Annotated in this window: 10 protein-coding genes and 2 pseudogenes; 6 read left to right on the top strand and 6 right to left on the bottom strand. The window is 69.1% G+C overall.

All coding sequences use genetic code 11. The annotated features are described in order from the left end of the window. Positions 1–260: 260 nt before the first annotated feature. On the top strand, positions 261–1,250 hold the full coding sequence (locus ACFY4A_RS41650) for a hypothetical protein (protein WP_390834522.1): 990 nt from the start codon (positions 261–263) through the stop codon (positions 1,248–1,250). 43 nt (positions 1,251–1,293) lie between these two features. Here ACFY4A_RS41650 and ACFY4A_RS41645 read toward each other — a convergent pair whose 3' ends face one another. Continuing rightward, complete coding sequence (locus ACFY4A_RS41645; protein WP_390834521.1) at positions 1,294–2,058, bottom strand: IS5 family transposase; 765 nt, start codon at positions 2,056–2,058, stop codon at positions 1,294–1,296. Positions 2,059–2,179: 121 nt separating this feature from the next. Here ACFY4A_RS41645 and ACFY4A_RS41640 point away from each other — a divergent pair, with 121 nt between their 5' ends. The 3 genes and pseudogenes from ACFY4A_RS41640 to ACFY4A_RS41630 all read left to right on the top strand — a co-directional run. After that, entirely contained in the window at positions 2,180–3,766 is a 1,587-nt protein-coding gene (locus ACFY4A_RS41640; RefSeq protein ID WP_390834520.1) for an IS1182 family transposase, read from the top strand. A gap of 261 nt (positions 3,767–4,027) precedes the next feature. Next, on the top strand, positions 4,028–4,819 hold the full coding sequence (locus ACFY4A_RS41635; RefSeq protein ID WP_390834519.1) for a class I SAM-dependent methyltransferase: 792 nt from the start codon (positions 4,028–4,030) through the stop codon (positions 4,817–4,819). Positions 4,820–5,276: 457 nt separating this feature from the next. Continuing rightward, positions 5,277–6,556, top strand: a pseudogene (locus tag ACFY4A_RS41630) (ISKra4 family transposase); the annotation flags it as partial. 77 nt (positions 6,557–6,633) lie between these two features. Here ACFY4A_RS41630 and ACFY4A_RS41625 read toward each other — a convergent pair. The 5 genes from ACFY4A_RS41625 to ACFY4A_RS41605 form a co-directional block, all read right to left on the bottom strand. Next, the gene (locus tag ACFY4A_RS41625; RefSeq protein ID WP_390834518.1) at positions 6,634–6,906 is read right to left on the bottom strand and encodes a LysR substrate-binding domain-containing protein; all 273 of its coding nucleotides are present in this window, start codon (positions 6,904–6,906) and stop codon (positions 6,634–6,636) included. A 122-nt stretch (positions 6,907–7,028) separates the two neighbouring features. Further along, positions 7,029–8,345 (bottom strand): M14 family zinc carboxypeptidase, encoded by a 1,317-nt coding sequence (locus ACFY4A_RS41620; protein ID WP_390834517.1) that lies wholly within the window; start codon positions 8,343–8,345, stop codon positions 7,029–7,031. A 798-nt stretch (positions 8,346–9,143) separates the two neighbouring features. Further along, complete coding sequence (locus ACFY4A_RS41615) at positions 9,144–10,370, bottom strand: hypothetical protein (protein WP_390834516.1); 1,227 nt, start codon at positions 10,368–10,370, stop codon at positions 9,144–9,146. A 386-nt stretch (positions 10,371–10,756) separates the two neighbouring features. Next, positions 10,757–11,080 (bottom strand): transposase, encoded by a 324-nt coding sequence (locus ACFY4A_RS41610; RefSeq protein WP_390834515.1) that lies wholly within the window; start codon positions 11,078–11,080, stop codon positions 10,757–10,759. A gap of 5 nt (positions 11,081–11,085) precedes the next feature. Beyond that, on the bottom strand, positions 11,086–11,190 hold the full coding sequence (locus ACFY4A_RS41605; protein ID WP_390834514.1) for a transposase: 105 nt from the start codon (positions 11,188–11,190) through the stop codon (positions 11,086–11,088). Positions 11,191–11,240: 50 nt separating this feature from the next. On the opposite strand from ACFY4A_RS41605, the pseudogene ACFY4A_RS41600 reads away from it, so the two are divergent. After that, a pseudogene (locus tag ACFY4A_RS41600) lies at positions 11,241–11,288 on the top strand (XRE family transcriptional regulator); the annotation flags it as partial. A gap of 329 nt (positions 11,289–11,617) precedes the next feature. Beyond that, entirely contained in the window at positions 11,618–11,959 is a 342-nt protein-coding gene (locus ACFY4A_RS41595) for a hypothetical protein (RefSeq protein ID WP_390834523.1), read from the top strand. The last annotated feature ends 133 nt before the right edge of the window (positions 11,960–12,092 follow it).

The following is a 12,092-nucleotide window of genomic DNA, read 5'->3' as shown; positions in this document are numbered from 1 at the left end:
TCCGCCCGTAAGCCCTCCACTTGCCTCATGTCCATCCATCCACCCTGCCGCGGACGAACACAACCGGCAAATAGCACCTAACGGAGTCCTACTAGAAGACTGCTGAAAATCTCGGGTTCTGGCCCCGGCTCGGTGGAGTCGGGGCCAGTGAGCCTTTTCCAACCTCAGTTTGAGCAGGTCACGTGGCGGGACGGCTGGCCGGAGAGGACGACGCTGCCTCGCTGAGCTCTACTGTCGGCGGCGAGTGGTTGACTCGCGGCATGGACGACGAACAGCTCCTGACCGCCGTGGCCGAGATCCTGTGGCCGGATCTCCGTGACCTGGCCTGCCGTGAGCACAGGCATGCGCCAGGTCATGTCTGCCTTCCCGTCTCCGCTCGTGCCGACCTGGACAACCTCGTCGAGACGCTTTCCGGCCGGTACGGCGAGCCATTCGCCGGCGCCGACCGACTGCCGCCACTGCCCTTGTCGGGGCAGGTCGACTGGAGGTATGCCTGGCCGTTCAGCAACCGGTGGGTCGCCTTCGGCCGGACCGGTCAAGGCGAGGGTGCCGGCCCCGCCCTGGTGATCGCCCTGCGCGGCACGCCGGTCGCGAAGCAGTTGCCCGTGGAGGCCTCCTGGCTGGAACGGCTCGTCGCCGTGACCGGCTGGGTGCCGAGGGCTGCGGGCCAGGTCGACTGGGCGGCAGTCGAGTCCCGCGTGGGAACGCCCCTGCCGAGCGATTACAAGGCCCTCGTGGAGACGTTCGGCGATGGCATGTTCGACGGTTTCCACTGCGTGTCCATGCCGGACGACCTGATCAAGAGCGCAGAGTCGGCGGCGGGGCTGGGCCAGGCGCCCTGGGAGCCGCATCCGCCGTTCCCGGCCTCGGGCGGGCTGGTGCCCTGGATGAGCAACGAGCACGAGCAGTGGTTCCACTGGATCACCGAGGGCCCCGACCCCGACCGGTGGCCCGTCTACGTCACCGGAGCCGAACCGGAGGCAGGGGATCGGTTCGACTGCACGGCCACGGAGTACCTGTTCCGTCACCTCACCGACCCCGCAGCACCCGATCCCGATGCCGGTGGACTTCCGCGCGCACTGGTTCATGGACTGCTCCGGGAACGTGGAGTTGGACGCGGCGATGGAATAGCGCACGCAGCACCGTGCCCTCGGTTGACGGCCGATTCGGTCGGCGGCGCGACCCGGGGCGCGGCCTGGCGTCACGTCCTTCGGCTGTCGAGTGTGTCGGAGGTGGGCCGCGAACTGTGAGAGACAACGAGAGGGGACGGGAGTCAGTGAGCCCTTTCTCTCCTCAGTCTGAGCTGGCCAGATGGAGGGTGAGGGTGGCCTGGACGAGGCTCGTGATGCGGGTGGTCGAGCAGCGGAGCTTGCGGAGGAGCCGCCAGGACTTGAGGGTGGCAACGGCCTGTTCCACGAGGGCCCTGATCTTTGCGTGAGTCCGGTTGACCGCCCGCTGGCCTGCGGAGAGAGTCTCCCACCGGCCCCAGTAGGGGGTTCGCACAGTGCCTCCGGCACCCCGGTATCCCTTGTCCGCCCAGCAGTTGATGTTGGCCTCGGTGAGAGCATCGATGATGCCATTCTCGCGGGCCGCGCGGATGTCGTGGACGGCGCCGGGCAAGGCCGGTGAGGCCCACAGGAGTCTGCCTGCCGGGTCGGCGAGGACCTGCACGTTCATGCCGTGCTTCTTGTGTTTGCCGGAGTAGAAGGGCCGGTCGGCGGCGATGCGGTCGATCGGCAGCAGCGTCCCGTCCAGGATCACGAATGCCCTCATGGACGCGGCCTTGACGGCTTCGGCGAGCGTGGGCGCGAGAGCGGCCAGGAGCTCGACGGCTTCGGTGATGTATCGGTAGACGGTGGTGGTACCGACGCCGAAGCCGGCCGCGAGCTGGGCGTAGGTGTGTCCACCGCGGAGGTGGGCGAGGACGAGCAGGGCCTGTCGGCCCGCGCTCAGGCGTCGCCATCGAGTGCCGAGGGCGCGGCGGTGTTCCCTCAGACGGGCGGAGAGGAAGCGGAGGGCAGCGCCGGACACGTCGACGCCGGACGGATAGACAAGCACACGAAGCCTCTGATGGAGACGGTTCTCTTGGTCGAGAACCCATCTACCAGGCGCTTCACCTGCCTGTCAGGCCAACTGATGGGCTCGCACGGCAAGTTGGAAAAGGCTCAGTCTTGTAGGCATGCAGGGGGAATGGGCCGGGGAGCTGGTTGGGCCGGATGTGTGGGAGACCTGCCGGGAGTTGATCCCGGCAGGGAGTGTGTTCGCGTTCCTCGCCGAGCATCGCGAGGTGCTGTTCCCGCCAGGGATGTTCACCGACATGTACCCCTCGTCCAACGGCCGTCCGAGTCTGCCGCCGCAGGTCCTGGCCGCGACCGTGGTGCTGCAGAGCCTGCACGGGCTGTCGGACTTCGAGACAGTCCAGGAGTTGCGGTGTGACCTGCGGTGGAAGGCCGCCTGCGGGCTCGGCCTGTACGACACCGCTTTCGACCCGTCGCTGCTGACGTACTTCCGGCGCCGGCTGCGTCACTCGGCCGACCCGACGCGGATCTTCACCAAGGTCAAAGAGGTCGTGGCCGCGACCGGCGTGCTGAAGGGCAAGCAGCGGCGGGCACTGGACTCCACCGTCCTCGATGACGCGGTGGCGACCCAGGACACCGTCACCCAGATCATCTCCGCCGTCCGACGGGTGATCCGCGAGGTCCCCGGCGCGGAGGAGACCGCGGAGCAGTGGTGCACGGCGCACGACTACACCGACCCCGGCAAGCCGAGGATCGTCTGGGACGACGAGGCCGCCCGCGCCGCGCTGGTCGACGCGCTGGTCACCGACGCCCTCAACCTGCTCGGGCACCTGCCCGAACAGGAACTGGGCGAGAGGGCGGCGAACGCAGTGGGCCTGTTGGCCCTGGTCGCGGGCCAGGACGTGGAGCCGGCCGAGGACTCCGACGGGCGCGACGGCCGCTGGCGCATCGCCAAGCGCACGGTGACAGACCGGACCGTGTCCACCGTGGATGCGGACGCGCGGCACATCCACAAAAACCGAACCCGCCACCAGGACGGCTTCAAAGGGCATGCGTCCTTCGAGTCGGAGACCGGGCTGTTCACCGCGGTTGCCCTCACCAGCGGCTACGGCCCCGACAACCACGAGGCCGCTGTCGCCTGCGATCTGCTGGCCGACGAGGACAAGGGCCAGGGGTTAACAGTGCTCGGCGATTCCGCATACGGCACCGGCGACCTGCGCGCGCACCTGCAGGCCGAGGGCCACACCCTGGTGATCAAACCGCCACCGCTGCGGCAGGCCATCCCCGGCGGCTTCACCATCGACGACTTCCGCGTCGACTCGGCGGCCGGCACCGCGACCTGCCCGGCCGGACACACTGCCAACCTCGGACAGGTCAAAGCGGACGGCGCTCGCACCGCCCAGTTCAAGCGCGTGTGCACCGACTGCCCCCTGCGCGGACGCTGCACTACCTCCAAGACCGGGCGCACCCTCAACGTCCACCCCCAGCACGAACTGCTCACCGCAGCCCGCCACCAGGCTGCCACCGACCCCGTCTGGCAGGATGAATACCGCAGGTGGCGGCCCCCAGTCGAACGCGCCATCGCCTGGTTGGTCGCCAAGGGAAACCGCCGGGTCCCCTACCGCGGCGTCATCGCCAACAACCTCTGGCTCCACCACCGCGCCGCCGCCCTCAACCTCCGCCGACTGATCAACCTCGGACTCACCAGGTCCAACGGCAGCTGGCACCTCACCCCGGCCACCGCATAAGCAAGAAGGGCCGCCCGGCCTACGGCCGGACAGCCCACGACAAGATCTTCAGCAGTCTTCTAGAGTGGGGTGGCCGCCGACCGCGGCTGGTGTGGGCCAAGCGCCGCTGGCGCTGCGACGAGCTGGCGTGCCGGCGTCGCTCGCCGTGGACACCTCGATGCCCGCTAATTTCGTTGAGCCCGCACCCTGCAATCGTGTTGGCTAGCGGCACCGAACTGTCAGTACTGCAGGTGTCCGCTTGGCTGTAGCAGGGAGTTAAACGTGCAGGACATTGTTGTCGACCCCGTTGCCCACAATCGGGCAGCCTGGGACAGGTATGTCCAAGAGGGCAACGAGTGGTCGAGGCCGGTGAGTGCTGAGGATGTCGAGCGCGCCCGCATGGGCGACTGGTCGATTGTTCTCATCGGGCGTGAGCCAGTCGACCGCTCCTGGCTGCCGACGGACCTGACCGGCAAGGACGTGTTGTGCCTGGCCTCCGGCGGTGGCCAGCAGGGTCCGATCCTCGCCGCCGCAGGGGCGCGGGTCACCGTATTCGACAACTCACCCCGCCAGCTCGGCCAGGACCAGATGGTGGCGGCGCGCGACGGACTCGAGCTGCGCACCGTCCTAGGCGACATGCGCGACCTCAGCGCCTTCGGCGACGCAACATTCGACGTCGTATTCCATCCGGTCTCTAACCTATTCGTACCAGACTTGGCACCGGTGTGGCGTGAGTGCTTCCGCGTCCTGCGACCGGGCGGAACTCTGCTCGTGGGCTTCCTCAACCCTGATGTGTACTTGTTCGACCACGAGGCGCTCGACGAGCGCGGCGAGCTGGTCGTCGTGCACAAGCTGCCCTACAGCGATGTCACGCAGTACTCCGCCGAGGAACGCGCCACGAAGTTCGGCGCGGATGCCGCTCTTGAATACAGCCACACCCTCACCGACCAGATCGGCGGGCAACTCGCCGCGGGGTTCGTCCTCACCGGCTTCGCGGAAGCGCCGCACCAATCCAACGCATCCGCTCAATACATGTCGAACTATTTTGCGACGCTGGCGGTCAAGCCGGGCTGACCCAGCCGTGGGGCCGGCCGAGACGGCCGTGTCTCCGAATGGCCAAGTGAAGCGCTGTACCAGCCCGACCCCACTAACTTCGCTGAGCCACGATCGTTGGGCCAAACAATTCTCCGGGATCGTCGACCAGGCCCCAACCCTCATCGGTGCCGCGCACGTCTTCTTCGAGTGGCGGATGACCCCAATCAGGGTTCCCTGGGCAGAACCGCTCGTGGAGATCGGCGGTCTCGGATCGGCGGTCTCGGCATACACCTCCGGTTCTCCCGGCCGGCGGACAACGACGTGGCCGAGCAGCGCCATCCAGCCTCCGGGATGGAGCATGTCGTGCACTCGCTGCCAGCCAATCGACGGGTCAACCCAGTGCCACGACGACGCAGCCACGAGGACATCGAAGCGTCGACCGCGGTTGTCCCACTCCTCAAACGTCGACGTCTCGACTTCGACGTTGCGGAAGGAAGCGCGGGAACTGCTTCGTCTGCTGCTGCAGGACCATCTGGACCTGCGCGCGGCGCGGGAGGAGGAACACGTTCGTTCCGGTGGCGGCCCGGTCATGGTCGGGCCCGAGGGGCGGGTGCGGCCGTGGCGGGAGGCGGGACACTCGCGCTGGCTGGCCACCGTGTTCGGGATGGTTCGGGTCACCCGGGTCGCCCACCGGGGCCGGGGCGTGGGCAACGTCCATCCCACCGACGCCGTACTGTCGCTGCCTGCGGGCCGGCACTCGACGGGATTACGTCGGCTCGCGGTCACCGAAGCTGTCCGCGGCTCGTTCGACCAGGCCCACGATGCGATCGAGCGCCGCTGCGGGAACGCGCTCGGCAAGCGCAGGCTGGAAGAACTCGTGGTCGCCGCCGCGGTCGACGTCGACGACTTCTACCGCACCATGATTCCGCTGCCCTGCAGCCGCGAGATGCCGCTGGTGGTTCAGGTGGACGGCAAGGGCGTGGTGATGGCCCGGAAGCTCTGCGCGAGGCCACCCGCCGGGCCGCCGCCAGGACCGCTGGTGGCCATCGTGGCCGGCTCGCGCCGGGCGAGAAGCCGAACCGGAAGCGGATGGCGACCGTGGCCTGCGTCTTCGACACCCGTCCGGCTCCCAGACGCCCGCACGACGTGATCCACCCGCCCGGCGGCCGAAGCGGCGAACGCCCTGCCCGCCCAGGGCCGAGGGCGGAGAACAAGTGGTGCACCGCCTCGCTGGTCCGCCCGCCCGAGCAGGTCATCGCCGACGCGTTCGACCAGGCCGAGGCCCGCGACCCGAAGCACCTGCGGCCGTGGGTCGTCCTGGTCGACGGCGCCCGTCACCAGCTCGACCTGATCGCAGCAGAGACCGGTCGACGCGGCGTCAAGGTCCACGTGCTGCTGGACTTCGTGCACGTGGCCGAGTACGTCTGGGCGGCCGCCCACGCCTTCCATAAACCGGGCACCACCGAGGCGGCAGGCTGGGCGGCCGACCATCTGACCGCGATCCTCGCGGGCCACGCCACCCGCGCCGCCACCGAGATGACCGCCCAGGCGGAACGGGAACACCTGTCGGATGGCCGGTGCAAGGCCGTCGACGCCTGCCACCGCTACCTGACCGGCCACCTCGGCCAGCTCCACTACGACACCGCCCTTGCAAGGGGCTGGCCAATCGCCACCGGCGCCGTCGAGGGCGCCTGCCGCCACCTGATCGCCGACCGCCTCGACATCACCGGCGCCCGCTGGGGCCTGCCCGGAGCCGAAGCCGTCCTCCGGCTCCGCACCGACGAAGGCCCTGGCAGTAGCCGCGGACGTCCGGGTCATCGTCCCAGGGGGGCCTCTATGGGGCTCGGCGGGAGCTACGTGGGCGGGTCCGCGGCGTCGGCGGGCGCGGTGACGGCGCTGATGACGGTGGTGTTGGCGTGCCAGTTCTCGCGGCCCGGCCGGGTGAGGGCGTAGCTGCGGCGGGTGCCAGCCAGGCCGTGCAGGGGGAGGTAGCGGACGGCGGGGTGGTGGGGTCCGTCGGAGGGGAGCAGGGCGGTGCCGAGGCCGGCGGCGATGAGGTGGACGACGAGGTCGAGGCTGTCGGCGTGGTGGGCGATGCGGGGGGTGATGTCGTAGCGGGCGGTCACGCGGTGGATCAACTCGTACGGTGGGTGACGGGCACGCCTCCGCGTCCCCCCAGCTGCTGCCGACGGGCGATCCGCGCCGTCCGCAGCAGCCGGGCACTACCGCGACATCTCAGGACGCAGAGCTACTGCTGAAAATTGCGCGCGCAGGCCTGGAGGTCGACCTCGGCCGTCTTGCCCAGGCCGACGTTGACCGGGACATTCTGGAGCACCGTCCCGTCGGGCCGCTCGCAGGTCAGGGTCCATGGCTCGGTGTAGAACCCGGTCTGGTTCCCCTTCAACCCGTCCTTCTGGTATGGCGGGATGGGGCGCTCGGAGGGGTTGACCGACCAGCTGAACCTGCCGCTCGGGTCGGTGACCTCCAGCTCAGAGGTGAGGGAGGTGGGGAACTCGGTCGGGCGGACGGTCCCGTCCGGCTGCTCGTACGGCTGCGTGTACATCGGGAAGTCCTTCGCGATCCGCAGGACCGCGCCCTGCGGGGCCTTGCCGCTGATGACCGAGTGCTGCGCCGGGTCGGCGGTGCTCTTGAACGCCTTCAGCATCGCGCCGCGGTGGCCTTCGTACGCATCCGCCACCTGGGTCTCATAGGTGCGCTCCACGCCTTCGTCCGGGCAGGTCTCGTTGGTGAACGCCAGGCCGCGGGTCGCGAAATAGGCCCAGTCGATGGCCTCTCCGGTCGTCTCGTAGTCGTGCGCGGAGTCCAGCGCCCGGTACGAGGGCCCGTAGCTTTCGGCCATCCGGGTACCGAGGTCCTGGAACCGGGCGACGTCCTGAGTGGGCCCGGCCTTGAGCTGGATCGGGGGATAGAGCACGACCTGGATGCAGGTGTGCTGGGTGACGAAGGTGGTGGCCTGGCGGGTGGAGAGCAGCCACTGGATGTTGCGGGTCTCGGGCTCCGACCAGGGGGCGGCGCCGCCGGTGGAGATGGGCAGCCAGCCGAAGCCGTAGTTGCGGTTCATATCGACCTTGGTGGCGGTCTGCCGCTTGTTGGCGATGAAGCCGTCGACGTTGACCACCGGCACCACCACCAGCCGCGCCTTGGCGAGCAGGCTCGCGAACTCCGGACGGCTGGCGTTCTCGACCACGTCGACGGCGTACTCCATGGTGAGTTCGCCGCTCGGCCACTCATTGCCGTGGTGCATGCCGACGGTGACGAACACCGGCTTGCCGTCCTTGGCATGGACATTGCGGGATATCTCGATCCCGTGGACGGTCCGGCCGGACGAGGTCTTGTTCGGCAGGGTGATCGGTTTCACCAGGTTCGGGTGCTCGTCCACCAGCTCGGCCATGTCGGCCTCGTAGTCGGCGATCGTCCGGTACTCGGTGTTGCCACTGGGCAGGTCCGACCGCTGGGCCGTCGCCGCCCTCGCGGCCATCGGCGAGCCCAGCCCCGCCAACGCCATCCCCAGTGCGGCAGCGACCACCGCAAGCCGCCGCCCCATGCTCGTTCTCGCACCTGTCGATCTATGCATCCTGCGCATACGAACCCTTTCGCCTCTCGGGTCTCAGTACCGTTCTGCGGGAACACCCGTGTCAACAACCTTGCCCGGAAGAGGCGTTGAGAACCCCCCAGCCGATCCGCTCGCCATCGATGCGGGAGGAGCCGGCGGCGGTCCGTACGGTGGCGTGATGCCTGCTCAGGTCTGGAACCAGAGCCATCTCCTGTACGCGCGCTCCTCGAGTTCGAGGCGTTCTAACAACTGGCATCGACCGCACCGAACGCTGAAGCAAGCCGTGCCGCTTCGCCCACGACCCCAACCGGTCCTCGTGCCAAGGCAGATCAGCCACCTTGCGGTCCGTCGACGAGACCGACTCGGAGGAACCCTGCACGAGTACCAGCACGCCGCCTGAGCAGGCCGGATGATTTATCGGCACCCGCAGCGTCAGGGCAAAGTTGAAGGGGCCCACTACGCCGAGGGGTCCGATCTTGAGCCAGACCGTGACCCGCGGAGGGCGGCATCCGCGACGTCGCGCGGGTCGGGCAGGACGGCCAGCGGTTCGTTGACGCCGCTGGTGGCGCGCTGCGCGGTGGTGGATGACGTGGTCAGGCAGACGGGCGGCACACAAAAGCTCCGGTTGTTCAAGCCGACGTGGTCGGTCACCGCGTCAACCGGAGCTTCTGCACAGTCGTGGCGGCCCGCCGACCGTCACGCCGCTGCGACCTGCACCCTTCGTGATCTTTCAGGCTCGGGATAGACCCTGGGTGCTGGTCGAGGCTTCGTTCCTGTGGTGCGGGTGGGTCACTCGTCGGTCACGGTGATCTGCAGTGGCCCGCCGGGCACCGGGAGGCCGACACCGTTGGGGTAGCCGTACTGCGAAAACAGGCCGCTCGCGTCGGTCAGCGTGAAGCCGACCGTGTACGTGCCCGGGGCCAGGCCCTCGTGCAGTGGCACGTTCAGCTTGAGCTCCCCGCTGGTAACGGAGCCGACGCCGCCGTAGGCACCATCCACCGAGATGCCGTCCGCGTCGTACACGGTGAGACTGAAGCCGGTGATGCCCGCGAACGACGTCACGTCGAGGGTGAGCACGTCGTTGCGAGGCAGCGAGATTGCCGGAACAGAGACGTCCGCAAGTGACGCGGAGTTGACGACGGGGGCCTGGGTGTTCGGGATCTGTGTGGCGACCAGGTCCAGTTCCGGGCCGCGGAAGGCTGTGCCGTAGGCGGCGGCCTTGCCGGCGCCGTCGGTGAGGCCGATCCCGGTGACCCTGCACTGTTTGGTGAAAGTCGGCGCTACGGTGGCGAGCACCGAGACGGTCCCGTCGGGTGCGATGGTGGGGTTCCCGGTGACCGACCCGCCGCAGTTGTCGAGCAGCAGTGTGACGGAGGAAATGCCGTTCTGGGCGCCGAGCGGCCTTATTGTGACCGTCAGAGTCGCGAACCCGGTCCAGTTGTTGTACCGCTCGGGGCTGATGGCGAAGTCTGTCGCCGACAGCGCTCGGTTCTGGGTCACCTGCATCGGAGCCGCGGTCAGCCCGCTCGTTGTGCTGACGTTGCCCGCGACGTCGACCAGTTTGACCTGCGAGACGGACCAGGTCCCGGCGGGCGCGTTCTGGGGGATGGTGACGTCGACGGTGCATTCGAGGTCGTGCGTGTCGAAGACGAAGTCCGTCCCGCACCACAGTTCGCCCGCCGCGTTGCGCACCGCTGCGAAGTGCGCGGTCACCGCCCCGCCGTGCGAGCCGCTGACGACCAGCTTCCCCCGGTCGAACCCCGACTCGGCGTCGGTGATGTGCAGCCGGTAGCGCTGGGTGACCGACGCGTCGGCGTTGTAGAGGTACTCGGGTTGATCGAAGTCCAGGCGAAGCCGGTCAAAGGCCGGACCAGCCGTGTCGGCCGGCTGTGTCGCGGTGGACTCCGCACCGGGCCGCGTCTGCTCCGCTGCCTGCGCCGGCCCGACGGCCACCACCCCGATCAGCAGCGCCCCTACCCACGCGACAGGCGCCCGTAACAGGCCACGTCTGCTCACACGCCCCATACCAATCCCTCCCCGTCAGGTCCTTGCCCGTCTTGCCCGTGGGACCCGGCTGCCGTGTTCCAGAACCGGGGCCTACAGGGAAGACGGACAAGGGGCGAGCAAGGTTGCGGCAGATTAGCCAGTCAACTGGCGTCCCGGCCGCGGCAGCCGCGGATGTGAACGACTGCCAGGGCAAGGGTGAACCAGCACGCGAAGGTCTCCGCGACGGCCAGAGCCCATTGGGGGCCAGAGGAACTGCCGGTGACGACCAAGGCAATGATGGTCACGCCCAGTCCTATGTTGGCACCGCTGAGCCTCGATATGCGTCGAGGGTGCGAGAGCACGGTTGAAGAGGCTGGTGGAACGTGGCTGGCCGGTGGAGACGAAGCCCGGAAGGTTCACCCTGCCGGTAGGGCAGCAGGCCGATGAGCTCGTGCGGCCAGGCGGCGGTTCATGAGTGCGATCATCGACCACCGGATGACGGCTTCGCTCGTGTCGGTGCGTCGTTCGTAGTCCCAGACCAGGCGCCGACTGCGCAGAAGCCAGGCGAAGGACCGCTCGACGACCCAGCGGCGGGGCAGTGCCTGGAAGCCTCGGACGTCCTCGCCCCGGCGGACGATGTCGAGGACGAGCCCGAGATGCTGGCTGGTCCAGTCGGTGAGGTGGCCGGTGTAGCCGCCGTCGGCCCAGATGAGGTTGAGGCGGTGGTGGGCGTCGGCCACCTGCGTCAGCAGGGCTGGGCGGCGGTGCGGTCGCCGACATCCGCGGCGGTGACCATCACGCCCAGCAGGAGGCCGAGGGTGTCGACCACGACGTGCCGCTTGCGGCGCACAGGTGCGTCGCCGGCTGGCGGCGGCCGGGCTGCGGATCAGTGCGGGGAAGATGTCGGCTCTGTGGTCGACCACGCCGGTCAGTATCCGGTTGGACGACCTGGAGGTGTTCTGTGCGGTGCTGGCGTGTGAGCCGTCCGATCTGCTGATCCGCCAGCCGGCCTCGCCCCCCGCCGCCTGGCCCCGCCTGTCGCCCCGTCCCCGGACACGGCGCCGGCTTCACCCCCGGCCGCGAGACCGTCCCCGGGCGTGGCGTCGGCCTCGCGGCCGCGGCCGCGTCGGTTGGTGCCGCCGCTGTGAGCCGCCCGGCCCCGCGCAGAGCCGCCCTGTGCACCGTGTGTGGGCGGCGGCCGCCGGCGATGCCGCGGGTGGCATTCTGTTTCACCTGCTGGCCGGGCGGCCCGGTGGTGCCGCCGCCGTGTCTGCGCTGTGGTTCACGCCGCTTGTACTACGCCGTGGGGTTGTGCGAGCGCTGCCATCCGCCGCTGCGCCCCGTCCCGGTGCCGCCGACCCGCCCACCGCCAGCTGGTTCTCTTCGAGGCCGTCCGCACGCTGGCCCACCGCGGCACCGAGGGCCTGGCCCGGCGCGCCGATGCGCATCTGGCGGCGTGGGTGGAGCAGTTCACGCGTGAGGGCGCGATCCGCTACACCTGGAGCCGTGACCTGACCTGGCGGGTCCGCACCGGCGTCAACATCACCCTCGGCTTCATCGACACCCCCGGCGCCGCGCTCAGCTTGGCGTTTAACCTCGCCTGTCACTCGACCTGCTGATCTGCGGTTCTTCCCGGGACAGCGGACGCGGCCGTTCCCCACGCTTCGAGATGTCGAGTCACGAAGCTCAAGAGAACGGCCGCTGCGTATGAGTCTCCCCGCCCCAGGGCCCGTAAGCGAGGCGTTGGACGTC

It is taken from the genome of Streptomyces sp. NPDC001292, from assembly GCF_042896465.1.
Taxonomy (GTDB): Bacteria; Actinomycetota; Actinomycetes; order Streptomycetales; family Streptomycetaceae; genus Streptomyces.
Note: the sequence above shows the minus strand (reverse complement) of the source record. Positions and strands in the feature narration are given on the sequence as shown.